This window comes from Leifsonia psychrotolerans, assembly GCF_013410665.1.
Classification (GTDB): domain Bacteria; phylum Actinomycetota; class Actinomycetes; order Actinomycetales; family Microbacteriaceae; genus Cryobacterium; species Cryobacterium psychrotolerans_A.
This window is the reverse complement of sequence record NZ_JACCFM010000001.1, coordinates 2,200,535-2,224,916: the sequence shown is the minus strand read 5'-3', so window position 1 is coordinate 2,224,916 and position 24,382 is coordinate 2,200,535. Positions and strand designations below refer to the sequence as shown.

Sequence of the window (24,382 nt, the reverse complement as noted above, 5' to 3'; positions counted from 1 at the left end):
CTGTTCTCACCTCTCTCCAAGGAATCACAATGCCTCGTCGTCGTTTCGTATTCTCAGCCGCGCTTGCGCTGGCCTCGACTGTCGTGTTCGTCGGCTGTGCGCCGGCGCCGGAGAGCACTCCGACAGGCGCCGACGCCGGGTCCGGTGCTGAGAAGGCCTATTGCGCACGCATGGTGACGAACTCGGGGGGACTGGAGGACAGATCGTTCAACCAGTCCAGCTGGGAGGGTTTGCAGCAGGCAGCCGACACGCTGGGGATCGACACCAAGGCCATCGTGTCGACGTCGGAGACCGATTTGGCCCCGAACGTGGCCCAAGCCGTCGACACCGGCTGTGGATTCATCCTCACTGTCGGCTGGGAACTCGCGGATGCCACGCTGGCCCAGGCCACGGCGCATCCGAAGGTGCACTTCTCGATCGTCGATGAGACCGTTGAGGGCGAGAACATCAAGCCGATCGTGTTCGACACGGCTCAGGCCTCCTACCTGGCCGGCTATCTCGCAGCCGGGGTGAGCAAGACCGGAAAGGTCGCCACGTTCGGCGGCGGCAACCAGCCGCCTGTCACGCTCTTCATGGACGGTTTCGTCGACGGTGTCGCGAAATACAACGAGATGCACGGCACGAACGTCGCCGTGCTGGGCTGGAACAAAGAGGCCCAGGACGGTTCCTTCACGGGCGACTTCGAAGACGTCACCAAGGGCAAGAACCTGGCCAAGGGTCTCATCGACCAGGGCGCGGACGTCATTTTGCCGGTTGCCGGCCAGGTGGGCGAGGGCGCGGCTGCCGCGGCCATCGAAGCGACCGGGGTGTCGATCATCTGGGTTGATAACGACGGCTACGAGACTCTTCCCGCCGAGTACCGTCCGATTCTGCTGACGAGTGTGCTGAAGAACACCCAGGATGCCGTTGTGCGCATCGTGGGCGATGATCTCGCGGGCTCCTTCGACAACACGCCTTTCGTCGGCACGCTGGAAAACGGGGGAGTGGACATCGCCCCGTTCCACGATCTGACCGGGTCGGTGTCTGCCGAGCTTGGTGCAGAACTGGACCAAATTCGAGCGGCGATTATCGGTGGGATTATCACCGTGGAGAGCCCCAGCAGCCCGCGCTAACTCCGGCTGATAACGATTTCGCGCGCCTAACCGTTATCGTGACGCAACACATTTGCTCGTTTGAGCACAGAATTGTTCGCTAATCTGTAGCAACACAGCCCCCGGCGACGACGCTGGGATGCATTTTCTTGGAGGTCAGTTTTGAAGATCACTACCCGTAAGACAGCCCTGAGCGGTCTCGCCGCGCTGGGTGTCGCCGCGTTGTTCGCCGGCTGCGCTTCGGCACCGAGTGACAGCGGCAACGCCTCCGGCGCACCCGTCGCGAGCGATTTCGTTCCCTGCATGGTGTCGGACTCCGGTGGATTCGACGATAAGTCGTTCAACCAGCTCGGCTTGGAGGGCCTGACCGCCGCGGCCGACACGCTCGGCGTGAAGCCCGTTTCTGTGCAGTCGAACTCCGACGCTGACTTCGCACCGAACATCAGCAACCTGGTCGACCAGAACTGCAACCTGATCGTGACGGTCGGCTTCAACCTCGCCGCAGCAACCAAGGAAGCCGCTGCAGCGAACCCGAAGACCAACTTCGCAATCATCGATGACAACTCGATCGTTTCCGACAACGTCAAGCCCATCGTCTTCGACACCGCTCAGGCGGCCTTCCTGGCCGGCTACGCATCGGCGAGCTACTCCAAGACCGGAGTCGTCGGCACGTACGGTGGCATGCAGATCCCGCCCGTCACCATCTTCATGGACGGCTTCGCCGATGGCGTCGCGTACTTCAACCAGGCGAAGGGCAAAGACGTCAAGGTCATCGGCTGGGATGTCAAGAGCCAGAACGGTGTCTTCACCGGCAGCTTCCAGGCCGGAACCGAGTCGAAGCAGGCTGCACAGGGCCTGATCGACCAGAACGCCGACGTCATCCTTGCCTGTGGTGGCCCGATCTTCCTGAGCGCCGCTGAGGCCATCCGTGACTCGGGTAAGCCCATCTCGATGATCGGTGTGGACGCCGACCTGTTCGAGACGGACGCCCAGAACAAGGATCTCTTCCTGACCTCGATCATGAAGGGCATGAAGCCCGGCGTGGAGTCGGTCACGGTTGATGCAGCCGCCGGCAAGTTCAACAGCACCCCGTTCGTTGGCACCCTCGCCAACGACGGCGTCGGTATCGCGCCGTTCCACGACTTTGATTCCAAGGTCGACCCGGCACTGCAGGGTGAACTCGACAAGATCAAGGCGGACATCATCGCCGGCACGATCACCGTCGAGTCGCCGTCCTCGCCGAAGTAACACTCCGCAGCACACTCAGCCGGGGGGCCAGCGCAGTCACGTGCTGGCCCCCCTGCATTTATTAACGGCTTTGTCGACAGAGCCACGCTCGCGTTTGTCGTTTCACCTGTTCCAATTTTCTTTGTTTTACTTTTTCATCTGTGCGCCTCATCGATGAGCGCGTCGGAAGGTAGATTGACACCCCATGAAGCTTGAACTTCGCGGCATCACGAAACGATTCGGTTCGCTCGTTGCCAATGACCATATTGACCTCACGGTCGAACCGGGCGAGATCCACTGCTTGCTCGGCGAGAACGGCGCAGGCAAGTCGACTCTGATGAACGTGCTCTACGGCCTGTACCAGGCCGAGGAGGGCGACATTCTGCTCGACGACGTCGTGCAACACTTCGAAGGTCCCGGTGATGCGATGGCAGCCGGAATTGGCATGGTGCACCAGCATTTCATGTTGATCCCGGTGTTCACGGTTGCTGAAAACGTCATGCTCGGGCACGAAGAAACCGGATTCGGTGGGCGCCTGAACATGGCCGCCACGCGCAAGAAGGTGCGCGAGTTGTCGGACCGCTTCGGTTTCGACCTCGATCCCGATGCTCTGATCGAAGATCTGCCCGTCGGCGTGCAGCAGCGCGTCGAGATCATCAAGGCGCTCTCGCAGAACGCCAAGGTTCTCGTTTTCGACGAGCCGACCGCCGTTCTGACGCCGCAAGAGACCGATGAGCTCATGGCCATCATGAAGCAGCTCAAAGAGGCCGGCACCGCGATCGTCTTCATCACGCACAAATTGCGGGAGGTGCGGGAGGTCGCAGACCGGATCACTGTCATCCGTCTGGGCAAGGTCGTCGGCGAAGCCGAGCCGACCGCGACCAACGAAGAGCTGGCCTCACTCATGGTCGGCCGCGCCGTCGACTTGGTGATCGACAAGGCTCCGGCCAGACCGGGTGACCCAGCTCTCGTCGTCACAGACCTGTCGGTCATCGACCACATCGGCCAGCTGGTCGTCAACCGGGTTTCATTCGAAGTACGCGCGGGAGAAGTCCTCGCTATCGCCGGAGTTCAAGGCAACGGCCAGACCGAACTCACCGAGGCGATTATGGGACTCCAACACCGGGTCACCGGTGAGATCAAGCTGGCCGGCACGTCACTGCGCAAGCGCAGCGTGCGCCACGTTCTCGACGCCGGAGTCGGTTTTGTTCCGGAAGACCGCAACCAAGACGGTCTTGTGGCGGAGTTCACCATCGCCGAAAACCTCATGCTCGACCGGTCGAGCAGCGAACCGTTCGTGAAGTTCGGCAACCTCCAACTGGGCTTCCTGGCCGAGTTTGCCGAAGAGAAGGTCAAGGAATTCGACGTGCGAGCCCAGGGCATCTCCACGCCCGTGGGACGCCTTTCCGGAGGAAACCAGCAGAAGGTCGTGCTGGCCCGCGAGCTCAGCCGCGACCTGCGTTTGTTCGTCGCCGCTCAGCCCACTCGTGGCCTCGACGTCGGATCAATCGAGTTCGTGCACGGGCAGATCATCGCGGCCCGTGACGCCGGCGTCGCAGTGATCGTCGTCTCGACCGAACTCGACGAGGTCAGCGCCCTGGCCGATCGTATCGCCGTGATGTATCGCGGAGGGATCGTGGGCATTGTTCCCGGCGACACCTCTCGTGACGTACTCGGTCTGATGATGGCCGGAGAACACCCCAATTTTGCAGGAGAAGCAGCATGACTGACGTGCACACCCCTCTGAGGCCCACGCCTCCTCCCGTCGAGGGAAACCCGACGACCCAGACACCCTCGCGCTGGCGTGTCGCCGCCAACGAGATCATGGGCGGTTCGGTGATGATCTCGATCCTCTCCGTCGTTCTCGCCATGATCGTCGGCGCGGTGCTGATCGCTCTGACCGACGAAACCGTGCAAAAGACCGCGGGATACTTCTTCTCCCGGCCCGGCGACATGCTCAGTGCCGTCTGGCAGTCGGTTTCGGGCGCCTACAGCTCACTGTTCCAGGGCGCGATCTACAACTTCCGTAAGCCTGACTTCGTTGATGCGATCAAACCGCTCACGGCGACCCTGAACTTCGCCACCCCGCTGATTATGGCCGGGCTGGGTATTGCGCTCGGGTTCCGTGCGGGCATGTTCAACATCGGTGGCCGCGGTCAGATGCTCATCGCCATTGGGATCGCGGGCTGGATCGGATTCTCGTTCGACCTTCCCTTTGGCATCCACATGATCGTTGCCGTCATCGGCGGCATGGTGGGTGGCGCGCTCTGGGCGGCGATCGTCGGCCTGCTCAAGGCGCGCACCGGCGCGCACGAGGTCATCACGACGATCATGCTGAACTTCATCGCGTACTACCTGATTTCGTACCTGTTGCGCACCCCCGGCGCACTGCAGGCTCCGGGCTCGAACAACCCGAAGTCGCCGGCCATGAAAGAGACCGCGATCTTCCCGCACCTGTTCGGCCCGAACTACCCGCTGAACCTCGGCTTCATCTTCGCCATCGTTGCCGTGATCGTGGTGTGGTGGCTGCTGTCGCGCTCGAGCCTCGGCTTCAAGTTCCGTGCCGTCGGTGAGAACCCGGATGCCGCGAAGGTAGCCGGCATCAACGTCGGAAGCATTTACGTCTGGGCCATGGTCATCTCCGGCGCCCTCGTCGGACTGGCCGGTGTCGCTCAGATTCTGGGCACCGTCACGACCGGGTTCAGCTCGGGTATTGACGCAGGTATCGGTTTCGATGCCATCACCGTTGCTCTGCTCGGACGCTCGCGCCCGTGGGGCACATTCTGGGCCGCCATTCTGTTCGGCGCGCTCAAGGCTGGCGGTTTCGCCATGCAGGCGGCTGAGGGCATCCCGATCGACATCGTGCTCGTCGTTCAGTCGATGATCGTGCTGTTCATCGCCGCGCCGCCGCTGGTGCGGGCGGTCTTCCGGCTCCCGACTCCCGGGGTCTTTCCGAAATCCTCGCTCGCTCGTCAGAAGGTTGAGGTTTCGAAATGACGACAGTGACACACCACTCCGCGCCTGAAGCGGCCACTGACGCTCTGGAAACGACCGTCATCACAAGCTGGAAAGCGCCTGTCTCGTTCGCCGTGATCACGGTGCTCGCCTTCGTTCTCTTCGTGCTGAACGGGCGTACCGGAACGAGTCAGTTCCGGCTCACCGAAGACAAGAACGCAATTCAGCTGGCGCCGATTGACCTTCCCACCGTCGCCACCTGCGTCCTCCTCACGATCCTGCTCGCCGGTATCACCGTCGTGTCGGTGTTCCTGGTGCGGGCCCGACGCAAGGTTCCGCTCTGGCTGGTGGCCATCTTCGGGTTCGCCTTCCTCGTCGCGTTCCTCACCTGGGCCGGTGCCGGAGCATCCATTCCGGTCTACGGTCTGCTTCTGGGAACCGTGGCGCTGAGCGCCCCGCTCATTTTCGGTGCGATGGGCGGTGTGATCTCGGAACGCTCCGGTGTGGTCAACATCGCCATTGAAGGTCAGATGCTGGCCGGCGCCTTCGTCTCGGCTCTCGTGGCCAGCATTACACGCAACCCGTTCGCCGGCTTGGTCGGTGCCATGATCGCGGGAATGCTCGTTTCGTTCGTGCTCGCAGCGTTCGCCATCAAGTATCTCGTCGACCAGATCATCGTCGGTGTGGTGTTGAACGTTCTGGTGACGGGCCTGACCAGCTTCCTCTATTCGACCGTCATGACGTCGAATCCTCAGATGCTGAACTCTCCGCCGCGATTCAAGCCGATCAATATTCCGCTGCTGAGCGAGATTCCGATCATCGGACCGCTCCTCTTCCAGCAGACGATCATCATTTACATCATGTATGTCACGGTCGCGGTCATCTGGTTCGCCCTGTACCGCACCCGCTGGGGCCTGCGGGTTCGCGCCGTCGGTGAGCACCCGAAGGCGGCAGACACCGTCGGCATCAACGTGGCTCGGACCCGGTTCTGGAACGTCTCGCTCGCGGGAGCCGTCGCCGGTCTCGGTGGCGCCTACTTCACGCTGGGCTCGGTCGGTGCCTTCAATAAGGAGATGACGGCCGGCGCCGGATTCATCGCGCTTGCCGCCGTGATCTTCGGCCAGTGGGATCCGATTAAGGCCACCCTCGCGGCGCTGTTGTTCGGCTTTGCGACGAACCTGCAGAACGTGCTCGGCATCATCGGATCGCCGGTGCCCAGCGAGTTCATGCTGATGCTGCCCTACGTCATCACGATCCTGGCTGTGGCCGGCTTCGTCGGAAAGTCGAGGGCTCCAGCCGCAGACGGAAAGGCGTACATCAAATGACGCCCGAATCGACTGCTCAGCCGCCGGCATCCGTCGAGATCGATTGGGACGCCCTCAAGGTCGTTGCTCTCGAGGCGATGGCGCGGGCGTACGTGCCATACTCGAAGTTTCCGGTCGGCGTCGCTGCATTGGTCAGCGACGGCCGGGTGATCAGCGGATGCAACGTCGAGAACGCGTCGTACGGGCTCACGCTGTGTGCCGAATGCGCGCTCGTCTCGTCGTTGCACATGACCGGGGGCGGCCACCTTGTGGCGTTCACCTGTGTCGACGGTAAGGGCAACGCCCTCATGCCGTGCGGGCGTTGCCGGCAGCTGCTGTACGAACACTCGGCACCGGGAATGCTTCTGCAGACCGTGTCGGGTGTGAAGACGATCGATGAAGTGCTGCCGGATGCCTTCGGGCCGCGAACACTCGTCGAATTCGCGGAGGAGGCATTGTGAGTGAGTCAGGGCATGTTATTGAGGCGTTTGACACCGTCGATCTGATCCACATCAAGCGAGATCGCGGGGTGCTCAGCACCGCTCAGATCAACTGGTTGGTCGACGCTTTCACTCGCGGCTACGTGGGCGATGAGCAGATGGCTGCCATGACGATGGCCATCTTCCTGAACGGGATGACGCGCACCGAGATCCGCGACCTGACGATGGCCATGCTGCACAGTGGCGAGCGCATGAGCTTCACCGGGCTCGGCAAGCCGACGACCGACAAGCACTCCACCGGTGGCGTGGGCGACAAGATCACCCTTCCCCTGATGCCGCTCGTGGCGGTCTTCGGTGCGGCCGTGCCGCAGCTGTCGGGTCGAGGCCTCGGGCACACCGGCGGCACTCTCGACAAGCTCGAGTCGATCCCCGGCTGGCGGGCAAACCTGACGAACGACGAGATGTTCGCCCAGCTCCGTGACGTGGGCGGTGTCGTTTGCGCCGCGGGCAGCGGTCTGGCGCCGGCCGACGGCAAGCTGTACTCGCTGCGGGACATCACCGGAACCGTCGAGGCCATCCCGCTGATCGCCTCGTCGATCATGTCGAAGAAGATCGCCGAGGGAACGGGCGCGCTCGTGCTCGACGTGAAGTTCGGCTCGGGCGCCTTCCTGAAAGACATCGCGAAGTCGCGTGAGCTGGCTCGCACCATGGTGGAGCTCGGTCAGGATGCCGGGGTGGCGACATCCGCTCTGCTCACCAACATGAATGTGCCGCTTGGCCTGGCCATCGGCAATGCCAACGAGGTGCGCGAATCGGTCGAGGTGCTCGCCGGTGGCGGTCCCGCCGATGTCGTCGAGCTCACTGTCGCACTCGCGACCGAGATGCTGGCGGTCGTGGGAATCGTCGATGTGGATGTCGCGGCGGCACTGCATGACGGCCGAGCCATGGACAAATGGCGGGCTGTGATTCGTGCGCAGGGTGGCGACCCGGATGCCGCACTGCCCGTCGCGAAGGAGACCCACACGGTTGTGGCCGACCGTGATGGCGTGCTCGTCGAGCAGCAGGCGCTGCCGTTCGGAATCGGCGCCTGGCGCTTGGGTGCCGGGCGAGCGCGCAAGCAGGATCCGGTGCAGCATGCCGCCGGCATCGATCTGCACGCGAAGCCCGGAGATGTGGTGAAGGCCGGCATGCCGCTGTTCACCCTCAGCGCCGACGAGCCAGAGCGCTTCGCGCGTGCGCTCGAGGCGATCGAGGGTGCCTGGCGCATCGGTGACCCGGGGGAGCCTGTGCAGGATGGCGGCCCGCTGATCGCGGAGCGCATCGCCTAAGCCCTGCTAGAACTTCGCGAGATGCCACAAATGGCCCCTTGGAACGCTTCCAAGGGGCCATCTGCGGCAATTCGTGTGCGATTTCGGCGGGCTCTTCCGATTCGGCAGGTTACTCCGGGTCGCCGATGCGTTCGAGCGCATCGACGATGAGCGCCCAGAACTTGGCGTGGTCGAGGTCAATCGCCACCTGCGTGGTGCAGTCGACGGGCGCAGGGGAGCGGAAGTCGGCCACCGTCATGCCGAGGGTGAGCGTTCCGGTGAGCTCGACGTCGAGCGGGGCACGACGCACGGTCATCACGCTGCGGTCGATCACGAACGCAACGGCACACGGGTCATGCACGGGCGGGTAGTCGAAGCCCTGCTGATCCTTGTAGGTCTCGCCGAAGAAGTCGAGCAACTCGCCGACGAAGCGTGCCGGGCCGGTGCCGAGGGCGGCGATGCTCGCCACGACGTCGGGGGTCGCGAGCGCCTGGTGGGTGAGATCGATGCCGACCATGGTGAGTGGCCACGTCTCGTTGAAGACGATGTGCGCGGCTTCGGGGTCGATCACCATGTTGAACTCGGCCGTGGCCGACCAGTTGCCGATGTTGTATCCGCCGCCCATCAGCACGATCTCCTTGACCCGGTCGACGATGCGCGGCTCCTTGCGCACGGCCAGAGCAATGTTGGTCAGCGCCCCCGTGGGAATGAGGGTGATCGTGCCCGGTTCGTTGCCCATGATCGTGTCAATGATGAGGTCGACCGCGTGGCGAGGGTCAAGCTCGAGGGTCGGCTCGGGCAGCACCGGGCCGTCAAGGCCACTTTCGCCGTGGATCGACGGCGCCGTCTCGATCTCGCGCACGAGCGGGCGGGCGCATCCGGCGGCAAACGGCACACCGGTGATGCCGGCCACACGAGCCACCGACAGGGCGTTGCGGGTGACCTTGTCGAGAGTCTGATTGCCCATGACCGTCGTGACAGCCACCAGGTCGATCTCGGGGCTACCGTGAGCGAGCAGCAGAGCAATCGCGTCGTCGTGGCCAGGGTCGCAGTCGAGGATGATTTTTGTTGCCATAGATGAAACCTATATGAAAGTGACATTCATATGTGTAAAGTTCTGAAAATGGATGAGAGAGTTTCTGCGGGCCGCGCCCGCATCGAGTGGATCCGTTCTCGCATGCCTCTGCTCGCGCAGGCACGCGCCGAATTTGCCGTCAGCCGACCGTTTGAGGGTCGGCGCATCGGCATGTCGCTGCACCTCGAACCGAAGACCGCGGTGCTGCTTGAAGCGCTGCAGGCGGGCGGGGCCGAGATCATCGCAACCGGCAACCACGGCTCGACGCAGGACGACATCGTTGCGGTGCTGCGCTCCACCGGAATGACGGTCTTCGGCGCGCGGTCCGACAGCTTCGAGCAGCACCTGCGCAACGTGCAGTCGGTGCTGGACGCCGAGCCCGACATCGTGCTCGACAACGGCGGTGACCTGGCCGCAGGCCTGGTGGCGCGTGGCCGCACGGCATCCGTCACCGGAGGAACCGAAGAGACGACATCGGGCGGCGCGAGGCTCCGCACCGAGTTGGCCGGTGCTGTGCCGTTCCCGGTGATCGTGATCAACGACAGCCTGCTCAAAGCCATCGGCGAAAACCGGCACGCCGTCGGCCAATCGGTCGTGGAGAGTTTCATGCGCATCACAAACCTGATGGTGCCGGGCCGACATTTCATCGTCGTGGGGTACGGCTGGTGTGGGCGGGGGATCGCGCAGTATCTGCGTGCGTTCGGCGGTCAGGTCGCCATCGTCGAGGTCGATGTGCTCAAGGCGTTCGAGGCCGCCCTCGACGGCTACCGGGTTGGTTCGGCGACAGAGTTGGCCACCTGGGCCGATGTCATCATCACCGCCACCGGCCGTCCCGACGTCATCAGCGCCGACGTCTTCCCGCTGTTGCGTGACGGCGTCGTGCTCGCCAACAGTGGGCATTTCCCCACCGAGATCGATGTGCCGGCGCTGCGGGAGCAGGCCGCCTCGGTGGTCACCGTCGCCGACGCTATCGAGCGCATCGAGTTCGCCGATGGTCGCCACGTCGTACTGCTCGCCGGCGGTCGCATGGTCAACCTCGCCGGGCCTGCTCCCAAGGGAAACTCGCTCGAGTCGATGGATCTGGGCTTTCTGCTGCAGGTTCTCTCGCTCGAACGCGTCGTCACCGCGCCCGAGACGCTGCTGCCCGGCGCCCAGCCGGTGCCGCATGACATCGAGCGCACGATCGCCACGCGGTTCCTCGCTGCGCTTGACGCGTCCCGCTAGCCGCCGTGACCAGCTACGCCGTCCCCGCTCTCGATAAAGCGCTCGATATCGTCGAGCTGCTGGCTTCCCGCTCCGACGGCCTCACCCAGGCACAGATCGCGCAGGACATTGGCCGCAGCGTCGGCGAGATCTTCCGCGTGCTCCAAACGCTCGAGCGCCGCGGTTACATTCTGCGCGACCGCGTGTCCGGACTCTATTTTCTGGCGACACGGATGCTCGAACTCGCCAACCAGCATCCGCCGCTGCGTGGCCTGGTGCAGCGTTCGCTGGGTGCGATGCAGCGGTTGGCCAGCGAAACGCGGCAGTCCTGCAACCTCTCGGTGCTCGATGGAGCGAACGTACGCGTTGTCGCACAGGTCGAGAGCCCGGGCGACTTCGGCTTTCGGGTGCGTGTCGGCGCGGCGTTCGAGATCGCGGCCACGACGAGTGGCGCGGTTCTTCTCGCGTTCGCAGCGCCCGATACTCGTCGTTTCGTACTCGACGAGTTGGCCGCGCGGGGCCTCGAGCGGTCCGGGCTCGCGGCCCTGGAAGCACGGCTGAGGCGTGCCCGAGAGCAGGGCTTTCTCGAGGAGGTCGATGCGGCGCAGGCCGGGATTCTCGATCTGGTGCATCCGGTCTTCGGCCCCGACGGCACGGCCGTTGCCGCGCTCACGGTACCCTGCGTGACCACGAGTTACGGCGGGAACGACGCCCCGCGGGTGAGTGCGTTGCTCGCCGAGACGGTGCGCGAGTTGGGGGCCGGGATGCCGGAGCTCTCGGGGGACTAGTTTCCCGAGCCTCCGTGGCACGGGATGCCGCAGCCTCCTCCACCGCCGCAGGACGTGAGTTGCCGCATCCGTATTCCCTTGAGTTGCCGCAGATCGCCCCATGGGCACGCCGCACGGGGCGATTCGGGGTATCTCGCGGTGCGCGGTGCGCAGCCGCGGGACGACGAGCGGACGGGGTGCGGCAGGAGGAGCCGACGCCTGTGCACAACCCGAGCGGCCCGAGGCGAATGCCTGGCACCCTGTCTGGATGCATCGACGCTCGCAGCTTCCTCGGGACCTGACCGCGAGGCCATTCACGTGTCTGGAAGCCCGTGCGCTCGGCGTCACACCGAAACGTCTCCTCTCAGGAGACCTCGAGCGGCCGTTTTACGGCGTTCGCGCGCCCGCCGGCAGCCTGACTGATCTGGGCGACCGCTGCCGCGCATGGGCCACACGGATGCCGCAGGACCAGCTCTTCAGCCACGTCACGGCAGCTCGTTTGCACGAGATGCCCCTTCCTCGGTTCGCGCAGACCGATGTGCTGCATGTCACGGCGGTGAAGCCCGGGCGGGCTCCACGCGGAGCCGGAGTCGTTGGACACACGCTCGATCGGTGGCCCGACGTCACCTGGATCAAGGGGGTCCGGGTCGTGGCTGCCGCACAGGTCTGGTGTGAACTCGCCACCGTGCTCAGCCTCGATGACCTTGTCGCGGCGGGAGACCGTCTTCTCGGCTACCGCAGCCCGCTTGCGACACGTCAGCAGGTTGCATCCGCTGTCATCGCCTCAGCAGGAAATCGCGGGGCGAAGAAGTTGCGCGCCGCATTCGAGCTGATCCGGGAGCGTGTGGAGTCGCCGCGCGAGACCTGGCTGAGGTTGCTGATCGTGCGCGCCGGGTTGCCCGAACCCGAAACGAACCTCGAAATTCCGATGAAGCCGGGACGTAAAAGAGTGCGCGGCGACCTGATGTATCCGAAATACAAGGTTCTCGTCGAATATGACGGTGAGCAGCATCGCACTGACTCGGCCCAATACGCGCGCGATGTGGAGCGGCTGGCCCATATCGCCGAAGAAGGCTGGATCCATATTCGAGTGTTGAAGTCCACGCGGGTGGCGACGGCTCTGGCCGACCTCGACCGCGCGCTGCGCTCGCGTGGCTGGCTGCCGTAGGTCCCGCCTATCCGTCGCGAATTGCCTCAGATCACCCCGTGAACCCGCTTCGTGGGGCGATCTGGGGCATTTCGCGAGGGCACATGGCGCGGTGCCGGCGAGAGGACGGCATCCGCGGAGCGACAGTGCGTTAACGAAGGCGAGGTCGCGGGGCTCGCTGAGCTAAGCGATGGCTTCCGCAGTCGGAGGAGAGCTCGTGCGAAACAGGGAGACTCCCAGCCGTCGCGCCGGTAGATTAGACGAGTGAACACCACACCATCGCGTTACCTGCTCCCCGGCACCACGACGAGTATCAACGACCTGCCCAAGGTCTCGTTGCATGACCACCTCGATGGCGGACTTCGCCCGGCGACCATGATCGAGTTGGCCGACTCGATCGGACTCGATCTGCCCACCACGGATGCCGCGGAGCTCGGCACCTGGTTCGCGAAGCAGGCGGACTCCGGTTCGCTCGTCGACTACCTGAAGACCTTCGAATTCACGACCGGAGTCATGCAGACTCGTGAGGGACTCACTCGAGTCGCCCGCGATTTCGTCGAGGACCTCGCCGCGGACGGCGTGATCTACGGCGAAGTGCGCTGGGCTCCTGAGCAGCATCTGGCGCGCGGGCTCACGCTTGACGAAGCCGTCGAGGCCGTGCAGGAGGGCATCGAAGCGGGAATCGAGAGCGTCGCCGGCGAGGGTTCACACATTCGTATCGGCCAACTCATCACCGCAATGCGGCACGCCGACCGCGGCCTGGAGGTCGCTGAGCTCGCCGTGCGCCACCGCGGCAATGGGGTTGTCGGCTTTGACATCGCGGGTGCAGAGCTGGGCTTCCCTGCCCGCAATCAGCGTGCGGCATTCGACTATCTCGCCCAGGAATTCCTGCCGGTGACGGTTCATGCCGGGGAAGCCGACGGGCTCGACAGCATCCGTGGGGCCTTGTTCGATGGCCGAGCTCTGCGTTTGGGCCATGGAGTGCGCCTGGCTGAAGACGTGACGATTGAGCGTGTGGATGGGGAGAACACCTTTGTCACACTCGGGCCCGTTGCCCAGTGGGTGCGCGACCGTGAGATCGCCCTCGAACTCAGCCCGTCGTCGAACCTGCAGACCGGCGCGATCTCCGCGTGGGGGGATGAGATGATCGACCACCCGTTCGATCTGCTCTACCAGCTCGGCTTTCGTGTGACGGTCAACACCGACAACCGGTTGATGAGCAAGACAACTTTGACCCGTGAATTGGCGCTACTCACTGATGCGTTCGGCTATGACGCCGACGATCTTGAGGTGTTCCAGCTCAACGCTGCTGCGGCGTGCTTCCTGCCGTTGGAAGACCGCGAAGCGCTCACCGACGCCATCATCGCCGGATTCGCACAGGCCTAATCCCCACCCACATCGTGAGCCGCGCACCCCACGCGACTGACGCAGAAACTGAGAGTTCTTATGCCGATGCCGCCACTGCCGCACTCCTCCATTGCGATCGGGGTGCATGTCACCGACTGGCGTTCCGCCGTCACGGCAGCCGGTGACGTGCTCGCGCGTTCGGGGGCGACGACACCGGACTACACCTCGCGCATGATCGGCGTGATCGATGAGTTCGGTGCCTACATCGTGATCGCGCCGGGACTCGCACTGGCGCACGCTCGACCGGGCCCCGACGTGCTGCACGAGGGGCTCAGCATCGTGACGTTGGCAGAACCCGTCGCCTTCGGCCACCCGCACAATGACCCCGTGAGCGTCATTGTCGCGCTCTGCGTCACCAGCCCCGATGAGCACGTGCAATTCGTCGCGAAGCTGGCCAACGTCTTTAACGACCCCACGGTGATTCCGGCGATTGCTGCGGCAACGACGCCCGACGAGGTCTGCCGTTTGCTGGGCACGACCGGCATCGCGAGTGACGACGACGCGGCTGGCACCGGCGACCCGGCAGACGTATGAAGGTCGTCGCGCTCTGTGGGGCGGGCATCGGAACATCCGCCATTCTGAAGGTTAACGCCGAGCGGGCGCTGCAACGGCTCGAGATCGAGGCCGAGGTCGTCGCAACGGATGTCGGCAACGTACGTGAGGTCGCCGCCGACGCCCAGGTCATCTTGACCTCGTCGGAACTCGTCGACGCGATCGGCAAGACAAACTCCGACGTCATCGTGATCAACAACTACTTCGACCTGGACGAACTCACGGCCAAACTGGAAATCGCCCTCGGCTGAGCGCCGCTGAGCGCCGCGGCCGGATCTCGACACGCTCGATCAACGGTTGTTCGCTGGTGGAGCGTGTCGCGGCTTCGGGGGCCATTCTCGTGAGCGGTCACCGGATATGGACACGCTCGATCAACGGTTGTTCGCTGGTGGAGCGTGTCGCGACCTCGTAATTCCCTCTCACGACTTAGCCGATCAGCTCACGCATCCCCGCGTCGACCACGGCCAGCGCAGCGGTCGCCGCGGCCGTGCGCTCCGGCACACTGCCGATCTCGCTGCGCGTGTCGATGTAGACCTTGAGTTTCGGCTCGGTGCCGCTCGGGCGCACCATCACCCGCGAGCCATCGGCCAGACGGATGCGCAGCACGTCACTCGGTGGCAAGCCATCGAAGCCGGCGCTCAAATCGTCGATGCTCGTCACTCGGATGCCGCCCACCGCCTCGGGCGGGCTCTGACGCAGCCGCGTCATCACGCGGCTGATCTCGGAGATGTCGGTCACGCGCACCGAGATCTGGCTTGACGCGAAGTGGCCAAAGCGCGCGCTGAAACGTTTGAGGTGCTCCGCGAGCGTCACACCCTCGGCCTTCAGATCACTCACCAGCGAGAGGAAGGCCAGCGCGGCCGAAATTCCGTCCTTATCGCGCACGGTGCCCGGGTTCACGAGGTAGCCGAGGGCTTCCTCGAAGCCGTAAATCAGGCCCGGTGCCCGCGAGACCCATTTGAAGCCGGTCAACGTGTCGGCGAAGTTCAGCCCATAGGCCTCGGCCACGGCCTGCAGCGCGGGCGTCGACACGATCGAACAGGCCAGAGTGCCGATCGGGGTGCCGGATGCCGCAGCCGAAGCGACCGCGTTCTCGGCCGCCCGCCAACCGAGAATCGCGCCGACCTCGTTGCCGCTGAGGCGACGGTAGCCGTTCTCGGCGGTCGGGTCAGGAATTGCGATGGCAAGCCGGTCGGCATCCGGATCATTCGCGATGATCAGCTCGGCGTTGACCTCATCTGCCGTGCGGTACGCCAGATCCATGGCGCCGGGTTCTTCGGGATTGGGGAATGCGACGGTGGGGAATGCGGCATCCGGAGCGATCTGCGCGTCGACGAGGGTCGGCAGGGCAAACCCGGCCGCCTCGAGAACGCGGCGTGTGGTGTCCCAGCCCACGCCGTGCATGGCCGTGTAGACGGCGTTGACCGGGGCGAGCGGCGCATGCACCAGGCCGGCGGTCGCACTGATGTAGGCCTGAACGACCGACTCGGGCGCGGTCTCGTAGGCGGAACGCGGCAGTTCGGGGACCAGGCGTTCCTCGGCCACCCGTAGAATCTCGGCGGCGATCAAGCCGTCATCGGGCGAGACGATCTGCGACCCTTCGTTGGCATCGCCGAGGTAGACCTTGTAACCGTTGTCGTTCGGAGGGTTATGCGACGCGGTCACCATTACGCCGGCGCTGACGTCGAGATGACGCACCGCGAAGGCGAGCACCGGCGTCGGCAGCAAACGCGGCAGCAGCACGGCGCGCACACCGGCACCGGCGAGCAGCTCGGCGGTGTCGGTCGCGAAGATCTGCGAGTTCTTACGGCCGTCATAGCCGATCACGGCCGATGGCGTGGTGCCCGGCTCTGCACGAGCGAGAAGATAGGCGGCGAGCCCGGCGGCGGCCTGGGCGACGAGCACGCGGTTCATGCGGTTGGGTCCAGCCGCGATCTCGCCGCGCAACCCGGCCGTACCGAACGCCAGGCGAGTGTCGAAGCGGCTATGCAGATCCGCGAGGGCAGCAGTGTCCCCGCCCGACGCGAACGTGAGTAGTGCACGCAACTCGGCGCGGGTTTCGGGGTCGGGATCCTGAGCGAGCCAGGCCTGGGCCGCGGCGAGCACCGGGTCGGTAGCCGAGTCGGTGGCCGCGTCGGTGGCCGCCGAGGAGGCCGCGTCGGATGCCGACCCTGCGGCATCCGTTGCCGCTGCAGCGCCGGTGAGAGGGGGCAATTCGATGGCAACCGTCGCGATGTCTTCGGCGCGAATCACCGGAGGCAGGGCCGAGTCGGTGTCGGCCGTGTGCCGCCCGCGGGGGCGCTCGAAACCGGCGTCGGTCACAGCGCCGCTACGATTCTGGCGAGAAGAGCGCTGATCACGGGCTCGGCCAACTGACCGGCCTCGATGACCTCTCCATGGCTGAGCGGCGTCTTCTGGATGCCGGCGGCCAGGTTGGTGATGAGCGACATGCCGAGGATCTCCATACCGGCCTGGCGCGCTGCGATGGCCTCAAGCGCGGTGGACATGCCGACAATGTGACCGCCGATGGTCTTCGCCATCTGCACTTCGGCCGGCGTCTCGTAATGCGGTCCGCGGAATTGGCAGTACACACCCTCGTCGAGGGTGGGCTCGATCCCGCGGGCCAGCTCGCGCAGACGCGCGGAGTAGAGGTCGGTCAGGTCCACGAAGGTGGCACCCTCAAGCGGCGAGTCGGCCGTCAGGTTGATGTGGTCGCTGATCAGCACGGGTGTGCCGGGCGTCCAGGACTCTTTAATGCCGCCGGCGCCGTTGGTGAGAATCATCGTCTTCACGCCGGTCGCGGCCGCGGTGCGCACGCTGTGCACGACCCGGCGCACGCCGTGGCCTTCGTAGTAGTGAGTGCGCGCGCCGATCACAAGCGCACGCTTACCGCTCGGCAGCAGCACCGAGCGGAGGGTGCCGGCATGTCCGGCCAGCGCGGGGGCGCTGAACCCGGTGATCTCCTGTGCGGGAATCGTGTGGGTGGTCTCACCGATCAGATCGGCGGCCTTGGCCCATCCGCTCCCCAAAGTCAGGGCGATGTCATGGGCGGAAACTCCCGTGGCGGCGGCGATCTCTTGGGCGGCGACGGCGGCGACCTCGAACGGATCGGTGCCCACGGCATCCAGCGGGTTGGTGTCGGTTTTTTGCATCCCACCACTCTAATTGGCTCCCGAAAATACGGCAGGATTTCTCGAAAATCCGCATATGAGCAGAGGATTGCGACAATCGCACAATTTTGCTGCACGGATGCGCTCACGCGCCGGTCGGAGATTCGCGCCGTGGTCGTCCGCACGGGAGAATGGACGCATGGCCTACGAGTTCGAACGCAAGCAACGCATCGCAGTACTCGGTGGAGGGCCCGGTGGTTTCGAAGCCGCTCTGGCCGGCGCCCAGCAAGGGGCCGAGGTCACGCTGATCGAGCGCGTCGGAGTCGGCGGCTCGGCCGTCATCACCGATGTGGTGCCGTCGAAGTCGCTCATCGCCACGGCCGAAGCCTCGAACTCGATTCGCGAAGCCACAGACCTCGGCGTGCAGTTCTTCGTGCGCGGTGAATCCGGAAAACCAGCCCGCCCGGACGTCGCTATCAACCTCGCCGCCGTCAACAAGCGACTGCTCGGCCTCGCCCGCCAGCAGTCCGAAGACATGAAGGCAATCCTGATTCGCGCCGGTGTGCGTCTGGTGCAGGGCCAGGGGCGTCTCGACGGCGCGTCCGGGGTCATCGTGTCGACGGCCCCCGGTGATTCTGGCACCGACTTCGACCGCATCGACGCGGACACCATCGTTGTCTCGGTCGGCGCGAGCCCGCGTCTACTTGCGTCGGCGATGCCCGACGGTGAGCGCATCCTCACCTGGACGCAGCTCTACAACCTCAAGGCCGTGCCCGAACACCTCATCGTCGTCGGCTCGGGGGTGACCGGCGCCGAGTTCGCGTCGGCCTACCGCGCGCTCGGCTCGAAGGTCACGCTGATTTCGAGCCGCGATCAGGTGCTGCCTGGCGAAGACGCGGATGCCGCAGCCCTCATCGAAGACGTCTTCATCCGCAACGGCATGGTGCTTCTGGCGAAGTCGCGCGCCGAATCCGTCGTGCGCACGGCCACCGGCGTGCTCGTCACGCTGTCGGATGGCCGCACCGTCGAGGGCAGCCATTGTCTGATGGCCGTCGGCTCGATCCCGAACACGGCAGGCATCGGACTCGAAGAGGCCGGCGTGCAGCTGAACGAGTCCGGGCACATCCGGGTCAACCGAGTCGCCCGCACCTCGGTGCCGAACATTTACGCGGCCGGTGACTGCACGACCAGCCTGCCGCTGGCCTCCGTCGCGTCGATGTCGGGCCGCACCGCGGTCTTCCATGCGATGGGTGACGTGGTCAGCCCGATCGAGGTGCGCAACGTCGCCGCGAACATCTTTACCCAGCCCGAGATCGCCACCGTCGGCTGGACCCAGAAGCAGATCGAAGAGGGCCTCGTCCGCGGCGAAATCTACAAGCTGCCGCTCGCCTCGAACCCCCGCGCCAAGATGATGGGCATCAAAGACGGCTTCGTGAAGCTCTTCGCGAGTGTCGGCAGCGGCGCCGTCATCGGCGGCGTCATCGTCGCGCCGAAGGCCAGTGAGCTCATCTTCCCGCTCGCGCTGGCGGTCGAGCACCGGCTCACGGTCGACGAGGTCGCCCGCGCGTTCCCGGTCTACCCGTCGCTGACGAGCTCGATCACGGATGCCGCCCGCGCCCTGCACGTGGTGCAGTAGGCCCCGCGTCCCGCTCGGACCGTCGCTGGGGCGTCACGAGTAACGACTTCGCATCGACGTGACGCTCTCTCTGGTGTGTCCAAAATACAACGCGGTAACCTTAAAAAACGTCTGAGGCGACTCATTCGTTCACAGGGGGCTCCACATGCGATACACACGTCCACTAGCGACTCTCATCGTGTGCGCCATTGCGCTGACGGGATGCGCCGCAGCGCCGATTCCGACCCCGCCGCGGAGCCCGAGCAGCGCGCCGTCTGACGGGCCGCACGCCGCGCCCCGTGCGACTCCTGAGCCGCAGACCGTGGACCCGCTGGCGGCGGTCACATCAATTGTCGTGCGCCCCGAGAATCTCGATCTCAACGATGCGGACGGCACCACGATTCAGGAACTCTCTTACGATGCCGATGCCGCGGAGTTCGTTGCGGCGCTGAGTGGCGTGTTGCACGCCACTCCGGCCGTCGCTGAAAAACCAGGCGGCATCGAATGGTCGCCGTCGACGGAGTACGTCTGGCCCGGCGTGACGCTGCGTGACGACCACGAGCGGGGCGACTACCAGCAGGACATGAATCTCGAGGTGGAGTTCAGCCTGCCGATGGTGGGATTGGGGGTCTCCGTCGCGACGATCCAGGGCTTCCAGCCCGGCGCTGACCTGGAATGGCTCGCCCGTTGGATGGACGAACCGTTCAGCGCCGAGAATTTCAATGTGGTCCAGGCCGAACACGGACCAGAAATCGGACCGCGTACACACGATACGTATGCGAACGCGAACTCCGTCGCTGTTCGGGACTTCACCGGTTCCACAGTGATCTATGCACCGTGGAACTTCGGCATCGGCCACGTCTAACCGGGAACTCCGCCCGGGCGCTCCACCCCAGCGATCCATCCCGGAGACCTGCCTCGGCGACCTGCCTCGGCACGGCGACCTGCCTCGGCACGGCGACCTGCCTCGGCACGGCGAGCCGCTCCAGAGACCGGGATCCGCCTTCCCGTTTACTGTCCCCGGATTCGGTGTGTGGTGCGACACGCCGTCTGTGGACGTGCGACGCGCCGGAAACTGTCTCGATTTCCGAATCCGGGGACAGAAAAAAGTGGCCGCTGCCCGAACCGGGAGCGGCCACACTTTCGTGCGCGTGAAGCGTCGGTTACGCGGCGACCGCGTCCAAAACCGTCAGCAGCAGATGACCCGACGAGACTGTGGCGCCGACCTCGGCCGAGAGCGAGCCGACGACGCCGTCTTTATGAGCGGTGAGCGGCTGTTCCATCTTCATGGCTTCGAGCACGAGCAGCAGGTCGCCCTTGACGACGACGTCGCCCTCGGACACGAGCAGCTTCACAACGGTCGCCTGCATCGGAGCCTTGACCGCGTCGCCGGTCGCCGTGTTCACCGAACTGCTGCTGCCACGACGGCGCGGTGCGACGCCGGCGGTGTGCTGCGATGCTGCGCCGGGCAACAGTCGGGTGGGCATCGTCACTTCGATGCGGCGGCCTTCGACCTCGACGACGACACTGTGGCGCTTCTCTGCGCCGGATGCGTCTTCCATCGTTCCGCTCCACGGCTCGATGTCGTTCTCGAATTCGGTTTCAATCCACCGGGTGAACACCGAGAACGGCGCGCCGTCGGCCGGGGCGAATGCAGGGTCGCGCACGATCTTGCGGTGGAACGGCAGAACGGTCGGCAGGCCGGCGACCTCGAACTCGTCGAGGGCACGGCGTGAACGCTCGAGGGCCTCTTCGCGGGTGGCACCGGTGACGATCAGTTTCGCCAGCAGTGAGTCGAATGAGCCAGAGATCACGTCGCCGGCTTGCACGCCGCTGTCGACGCGCACGCCGGGGCCGCCGGCCGGCTTGAAGACGTGGATGGGGCCGGGGGAGGGGATGAAGCCTCGGCCGGCGTCTTCGCCGTTGATGCGGAATTCGAATGAGTGACCGGTGGCGACCGGGTCGTCGTAGTCGAGAATGCCGCCGGCGGCGAGGCGGAATTGCTCGCGCACCAGGTCGATGCCGGTGATCTCTTCAGAGACGGGGTGCTCCACCTGCAGGCGCGTGTTGACCTCGAGGAACGACACGGTGCCGTCCTGCCCGATCAAAAACTCGCAGGTTCCGGCGCCGACATAGTTGACCTCGCGCAGGATGGCCTTCGATGCGCGGTACAGCTCGGTGGTCTGCGCCTCGGTCAGGAACGGCGCAGGCGCCTCCTCGACCAGCTTCTGGTGGCGACGCTGCAGTGAGCAGTCGCGAGTCGAGACGACCACGACGTTGCCGTGCGCATCCGCCAGGCACTGGGTTTCGACGTGTCGGGGGGAATCCAGGTATTTCTCGACGAAACACTCGCCGCGCCCGAAAGCGGTGATCGCCTCACGGGTCGCCGACTCGAAGAGCTCGGGAACCTCGTCGCGGGTGCGGGCGACCTTCAGGCCGCGTCCGCCGCCGCCGAAGGCCGCCTTGATGGCGACCGGGAGGCCGTGGATGTCGACGAAGTCAAGAACTTCTGCGGCATCCGCCACCGGGTTGAGCGTGCCGGGGGCCAGCGGTGCGTTGACCTTCTGGGCAACGTGCCGGGCCGAGACTTTATCGCCGAGCTGCTCGATGGCCTCGGGGCTGGGGCCGATCCAGATCAGGCCGGCATTGATGACGGCGCGGGCGAAGTCGGCGTTCTCGGCCAGGAACCCGTAGCCGGGGTGCACGGCGTCGGCACCGGAGCGGCGGGCCACCGAGAGGATTTTGTCGATCACGAGATACGTTTCGGCACCGGTGGTGCCGTCGAGGGCGTAGGCCTCGTCGGCGAGGCGCGCGTGCAGGGCATCGCGATCCTGGTCGGCGTAGACCGCGACCGAGAGGATGCCACTGTCTTGGGCAGCCCGAATTACCCGGACGGCGATCTCGCCCCGGTTGGCGATGAGGACCTTCGTTATGCGAGACACAGTGATCTAGCTTAGGGCGCGCTTCACCTGCGCTTTTGGTTCAGTTCAACAAAATAATGCCCGGAACTACCACGGATACCTACAACTGCCGCGCTGAGGGAGCCGCGCTAAGAGCCGCCACAACGCTCACAGCGGTGCGCGCAGCCGTGCGCTCAGCAGCACTCACCGCCACCGCCACCGCAGCCGCAGCCGCTGGCTCAGGCGTCACGGTTCCAGAGTGAGGTCCACTCGTGGCCGAGCTCACGCACCAGCGTGCGAAGAGTGGGCAGCGACAACCCGACCACCGTGGACGGGTCGCCCACGATGCCGCTGATGAACGGGGCTCCCAGGCTGTCAATGGTGAACGCCCCCGCCACGAAGAGCGGCTCGCCGGTGGCGATATAGGCGTCGAGCTCCCCGTCGGTGATGTCGGCGGCGAAGGTGACCTCGGCCACCGCCCAAGCGCCAACGGCCCGAACCGACACGCCGCCGCGCTGTTCGATCAGCCAGTGTCCGGAATAAAGCGAACCGGTGTGGCCGCGCTGAGCCAGCCAGCGTTCCTTGGCGCGCTCGGCGGTGTGCGGCTTGCCATAGACGATCCCGTCGAGCACGAAGACGGAGTCCCCGCCCAGGATCAACCCGTCGAGGTCGCGGGCTGGCCCGGACGCCACGGCTTCGGCCTTGGCCTGAGCGAGCAGTTGCACGACCTCTCGGGGGTGCAGGGGAGCGCCGGCAGCCTGCGCCGCGGCATCCGCCACCGCGGTCTCATCGACGTCGGGCGCGTGGAGCACCGGCTCGATTCCGGCCGAGCGCAGCAGGGCCAGGCGAGCGGGCGAGGTGGAAGCGAGGCAGAAGTTCATGGTTCCCTTCAGAGGTGGCAGGGCTCCCGTGCGCAGGCATCCGGGCAGTGTGAGATTCTTAAAGGATGGGCACTCAGAATCAGACCGGTCAGAATGATCGACGCAACGAAGCCGGCATCGTCGGCGCCGAACTCGAACTCGACGTCACCAACGTAGCTCACGGCGGCATCTTCGTCGCCCGGCACGAAGGTCGCGTCGTCTTCGTCACCGACACGCTGCCGGGGGAGCGCGTGCGCGCCCGGCTGACCGAAGCCAACAAGAAGAGCTTCTGGCGCGCCGAGACCGTCGAGGTGCTCGACGCCGCTCCGGAGCGCCAGCCGCACGTCTGGTCCGCCGCCGCCATCGAGCGCGCGCCTGAGAACCGCGCCGGCGGTGCCGAGTTCGGCCACATCGAGCTCGCCCACCAGCGCGAACTCAAGCGCCAGGTTCTGGCCGACGCGATGAAGCGCATGGCCGGCATCGAAACGGATGTCGCCGTCGAGGCCGTTCCCGTCGGCGAGAACGCGTCCCCGGGTGACGCACTCGACGGCACGGGCTGGCGCACGCGCATCCGTCTGCAGGTGGCCGAAGACGGCCGGGTGGGTCCGTACGCGGCTCGTTCGCACCGTGTGATCTCGGTCGACGATCTCCCGTTGGCCGACCGTGGTGTCGAAGCCGCAGCCCCGCTCGATGAGTATTTCAAGGGTGCCGCGTCGATCGACGTCGTTGCTCCGAGCACCGGACGTGTGCAAGTGCTGGTTGCCGAACGCGACGCCAAGGGTAAGCGCGTTCCCACGCCCAAGCGCCCGATCATCGAAATGGTCGGCGACCGCGAATTCCAGCTCGACGCTGCCGGCTTCTGGCAAGTGCACTCCAGCGCTGCAGCGACGCTGACCTCGGCCGTTCAAGACGCCATCGATGCCTCGCTTTTCGACCCGCGGGCCGACAACCTCGATCTGTACGGTGGCGTGGGGCTTCTCGCCGCCGCGGTCGGTGACCGTTTCGGTTCCACGACACGCATCACCTCGGTCGAAAGCGACATGCAAGCCACCGAATTCGCCGGAGAAAACCTGGCCGACTGGGTCGGCGCGAGCGCCCAGACCGACCGGGTGGACCGTTTTCTGGCCCGTATCGCACGCGAAGCCACGGCCGCAGACCGGGCCCGCCAGCAGGCGGCAACCGTGGTGCTCGACCCGCCGCGCGCCGGCGCGGGCAAGGCCGTTGTCGACGCGCTCGGTGCACTGTCGCCGCGCCAGATTGTCTACGTGGCCTGCGACCCTATCGCATTGGCCCGCGACGTCGCGCTCTTCGCTGCACACGGGTATCAGCTGTCGACGCTGCGTGCCTTCGACCTCTTCCCGAACACCCATCACGTCGAAGCTGTGGCGCTTCTGACCCGATAATCGCTTCGGGATCGGTACT

The 24,382-nt window shown here is 65.3% G+C and carries 22 protein-coding genes; 16 read left to right on the top strand and 6 right to left on the bottom strand.

What is annotated here, in order from left to right:
* Window positions 1-29: 29 nt before the first annotated feature.
* The 7 genes from HNR05_RS10315 (at window position 30) to HNR05_RS10285 (ending at window position 8,345) form a co-directional block, all read left to right on the top strand.
* Window positions 30-1,112, top strand: a complete 1,083-nt coding sequence (locus HNR05_RS10315; protein ID WP_179578928.1) for a BMP family lipoprotein — start codon at window positions 30-32, stop codon at window positions 1,110-1,112.
* A 141-nt stretch (window positions 1,113-1,253) separates the two neighbouring features.
* On the top strand, window positions 1,254-2,339 hold the full coding sequence (locus HNR05_RS10310; protein WP_179578927.1) for a BMP family lipoprotein: 1,086 nt from the start codon (window positions 1,254-1,256) through the stop codon (window positions 2,337-2,339).
* A gap of 184 nt (window positions 2,340-2,523) precedes the next feature.
* Window positions 2,524-4,044 carry an ABC transporter ATP-binding protein gene (locus tag HNR05_RS10305; protein ID WP_179578926.1) on the top strand — a complete coding sequence of 507 codons (1,521 nt, stop codon included), beginning with the start codon at window positions 2,524-2,526 and terminating at the stop codon, window positions 4,042-4,044.
* Window positions 4,041-5,315 carry an ABC transporter permease gene (locus HNR05_RS10300; RefSeq protein WP_179578925.1) on the top strand — a complete coding sequence of 425 codons (1,275 nt, stop codon included), beginning with the start codon at window positions 4,041-4,043 and terminating at the stop codon, window positions 5,313-5,315. The genes HNR05_RS10305 and HNR05_RS10300 overlap by 4 nt, the downstream gene beginning before the upstream one ends.
* Window positions 5,312-6,598, top strand: coding sequence for an ABC transporter permease (locus HNR05_RS10295; RefSeq protein WP_179578924.1), 1,287 nt, complete (start codon window positions 5,312-5,314; stop codon window positions 6,596-6,598). The genes HNR05_RS10300 and HNR05_RS10295 overlap by 4 nt, the downstream gene beginning before the upstream one ends.
* The gene (locus HNR05_RS10290; RefSeq protein WP_179578923.1) at window positions 6,595-7,038 is read left to right on the top strand and encodes a cytidine deaminase; all 444 of its coding nucleotides are present in this window, start codon (window positions 6,595-6,597) and stop codon (window positions 7,036-7,038) included. The genes HNR05_RS10295 and HNR05_RS10290 overlap by 4 nt, the downstream gene beginning before the upstream one ends.
* Window positions 7,035-8,345 (top strand): thymidine phosphorylase, encoded by a 1,311-nt coding sequence (locus HNR05_RS10285; RefSeq protein ID WP_179578922.1) that lies wholly within the window; start codon window positions 7,035-7,037, stop codon window positions 8,343-8,345. The genes HNR05_RS10290 and HNR05_RS10285 overlap by 4 nt, the downstream gene beginning before the upstream one ends.
* Before the next feature lie 109 nt (window positions 8,346-8,454).
* Here the strand turns inward: HNR05_RS10285 and uriH are convergent, their stop codons facing one another.
* The gene (uriH, locus tag HNR05_RS10280; RefSeq protein WP_179578921.1) at window positions 8,455-9,399 is read right to left on the bottom strand and encodes a uridine-preferring nucleoside hydrolase UriH; all 945 of its coding nucleotides are present in this window, start codon (window positions 9,397-9,399) and stop codon (window positions 8,455-8,457) included.
* A 48-nt stretch (window positions 9,400-9,447) separates the two neighbouring features.
* On the opposite strand from uriH, the gene HNR05_RS10275 reads away from it, so the two are divergent.
* From HNR05_RS10275 to HNR05_RS10250, 6 genes are all read left to right on the top strand, one after another.
* Window positions 9,448-10,623 (top strand): adenosylhomocysteinase, encoded by a 1,176-nt coding sequence (locus HNR05_RS10275; protein ID WP_179578920.1) that lies wholly within the window; start codon window positions 9,448-9,450, stop codon window positions 10,621-10,623.
* Window positions 10,624-10,628: 5 nt separating this feature from the next.
* A complete protein-coding gene (locus tag HNR05_RS17955) occupies window positions 10,629-11,390 on the top strand; it encodes an IclR family transcriptional regulator domain-containing protein (protein WP_179578919.1) in 762 nt (253 codons plus the stop codon).
* Window positions 11,391-11,637: 247 nt separating this feature from the next.
* A complete protein-coding gene (locus HNR05_RS10265; protein WP_179578918.1) occupies window positions 11,638-12,537 on the top strand; it encodes a hypothetical protein in 900 nt (299 codons plus the stop codon).
* Window positions 12,538-12,780: 243 nt separating this feature from the next.
* Window positions 12,781-13,902: an adenosine deaminase gene (locus HNR05_RS10260; protein ID WP_343062549.1), complete on the top strand. Its 1,122-nt coding sequence runs from the start codon at window positions 12,781-12,783 to the stop codon at window positions 13,900-13,902.
* A 66-nt stretch (window positions 13,903-13,968) separates the two neighbouring features.
* The gene (locus HNR05_RS10255; protein ID WP_343062548.1) at window positions 13,969-14,457 is read left to right on the top strand and encodes a PTS sugar transporter subunit IIA; all 489 of its coding nucleotides are present in this window, start codon (window positions 13,969-13,971) and stop codon (window positions 14,455-14,457) included.
* Window positions 14,454-14,726 carry a PTS sugar transporter subunit IIB gene (locus HNR05_RS10250; protein ID WP_179578916.1) on the top strand — a complete coding sequence of 91 codons (273 nt, stop codon included), beginning with the start codon at window positions 14,454-14,456 and terminating at the stop codon, window positions 14,724-14,726. The genes HNR05_RS10255 and HNR05_RS10250 overlap by 4 nt, the downstream gene beginning before the upstream one ends.
* 175 nt (window positions 14,727-14,901) lie before the next feature.
* Here HNR05_RS10250 and HNR05_RS10245 read toward each other — a convergent pair whose 3' ends face one another.
* Together HNR05_RS10245 and HNR05_RS10240 are read right to left on the bottom strand one after the other, a co-directional pair.
* Window positions 14,902-16,581, bottom strand: coding sequence for a phosphohexomutase domain-containing protein (locus tag HNR05_RS10245; RefSeq protein WP_179580814.1), 1,680 nt, complete (start codon window positions 16,579-16,581; stop codon window positions 14,902-14,904).
* Window positions 16,582-16,793: 212 nt separating this feature from the next.
* Entirely contained in the window at window positions 16,794-17,627 is an 834-nt protein-coding gene (locus HNR05_RS10240; protein ID WP_179578915.1) for a purine-nucleoside phosphorylase, read from the bottom strand.
* A gap of 157 nt (window positions 17,628-17,784) precedes the next feature.
* Here HNR05_RS10240 and HNR05_RS10235 point away from each other — a divergent pair, with 157 nt between their 5' ends.
* Both HNR05_RS10235 and HNR05_RS10230 read left to right on the top strand, forming a co-directional pair.
* Window positions 17,785-19,221, top strand: a complete 1,437-nt coding sequence (locus tag HNR05_RS10235) for an NAD(P)H-quinone dehydrogenase (protein WP_179578914.1) — start codon at window positions 17,785-17,787, stop codon at window positions 19,219-19,221.
* Window positions 19,222-19,399: 178 nt separating this feature from the next.
* Window positions 19,400-20,065, top strand: coding sequence for a hypothetical protein (locus tag HNR05_RS10230; RefSeq protein ID WP_179578913.1), 666 nt, complete (start codon window positions 19,400-19,402; stop codon window positions 20,063-20,065).
* A gap of 298 nt (window positions 20,066-20,363) precedes the next feature.
* Here HNR05_RS10230 and HNR05_RS10225 read toward each other — a convergent pair whose 3' ends face one another.
* The 3 genes from HNR05_RS10225 to HNR05_RS10220 all read right to left on the bottom strand — a co-directional run bounded on the left by HNR05_RS10225 (window position 20,364) and on the right by HNR05_RS10220 (window position 22,981).
* Window positions 20,364-22,142, bottom strand: coding sequence for an ATP-binding protein (locus tag HNR05_RS10225; RefSeq protein ID WP_179578912.1), 1,779 nt, complete (start codon window positions 22,140-22,142; stop codon window positions 20,364-20,366).
* Window positions 22,143-22,221: 79 nt separating this feature from the next.
* Window positions 22,222-22,350: a hypothetical protein gene (locus HNR05_RS17780; RefSeq protein WP_281369809.1), complete on the bottom strand. Its 129-nt coding sequence runs from the start codon at window positions 22,348-22,350 to the stop codon at window positions 22,222-22,224.
* Entirely contained in the window at window positions 22,340-22,981 is a 642-nt protein-coding gene (locus HNR05_RS10220; protein WP_179578911.1) for a Maf family protein, read from the bottom strand. Before HNR05_RS10220 ends, HNR05_RS17780 begins: the two co-directional genes overlap by 11 nt.
* Before the next feature lie 65 nt (window positions 22,982-23,046).
* On the opposite strand from HNR05_RS10220, the gene HNR05_RS10215 reads away from it, so the two are divergent.
* Entirely contained in the window at window positions 23,047-24,363 is a 1,317-nt protein-coding gene (locus HNR05_RS10215; RefSeq protein WP_179578910.1) for a class I SAM-dependent RNA methyltransferase, read from the top strand.
* Window positions 24,364-24,382 lie beyond the last annotated feature (19 nt).

Coding starts and splice junctions, on each gene's coding strand:
- HNR05_RS10315 (WP_179578928.1), top strand. CDS start 30: ATGCCTCGTCGTCGTTTCGTATTCTCAGCCGCGCTTGCGCTGGCCTCG.
- HNR05_RS10305 (WP_179578926.1), top strand. CDS start 2,524: ATGAAGCTTGAACTTCGCGGCATCACGAAACGATTCGGTTCGCTCGTT.
- HNR05_RS10300 (WP_179578925.1), top strand. CDS start 4,041: ATGACTGACGTGCACACCCCTCTGAGGCCCACGCCTCCTCCCGTCGAG.
- HNR05_RS10295 (WP_179578924.1), top strand. CDS start 5,312: ATGACGACAGTGACACACCACTCCGCGCCTGAAGCGGCCACTGACGCT.
- HNR05_RS10290 (WP_179578923.1), top strand. CDS start 6,595: ATGACGCCCGAATCGACTGCTCAGCCGCCGGCATCCGTCGAGATCGAT.
- uriH (WP_179578921.1), bottom strand. CDS start 9,399: ATGGCAACAAAAATCATCCTCGACTGCGACCCTGGCCACGACGACGCG.
- HNR05_RS10275 (WP_179578920.1), top strand. CDS start 9,448: ATGGATGAGAGAGTTTCTGCGGGCCGCGCCCGCATCGAGTGGATCCGT.
- HNR05_RS10265 (WP_179578918.1), top strand. CDS start 11,638: ATGCATCGACGCTCGCAGCTTCCTCGGGACCTGACCGCGAGGCCATTC.
- HNR05_RS10255 (WP_343062548.1), top strand. CDS start 13,969: ATGCCGCCACTGCCGCACTCCTCCATTGCGATCGGGGTGCATGTCACC.
- HNR05_RS10250 (WP_179578916.1), top strand. CDS start 14,454: ATGAAGGTCGTCGCGCTCTGTGGGGCGGGCATCGGAACATCCGCCATT.
- HNR05_RS10240 (WP_179578915.1), bottom strand. CDS start 17,627: ATGCAAAAAACCGACACCAACCCGCTGGATGCCGTGGGCACCGATCCG.
- HNR05_RS10235 (WP_179578914.1), top strand. CDS start 17,785: ATGGCCTACGAGTTCGAACGCAAGCAACGCATCGCAGTACTCGGTGGA.
- HNR05_RS10220 (WP_179578911.1), bottom strand. CDS start 22,981: ATGAACTTCTGCCTCGCTTCCACCTCGCCCGCTCGCCTGGCCCTGCTG.
- HNR05_RS10215 (WP_179578910.1), top strand. CDS start 23,047: ATGGGCACTCAGAATCAGACCGGTCAGAATGATCGACGCAACGAAGCC.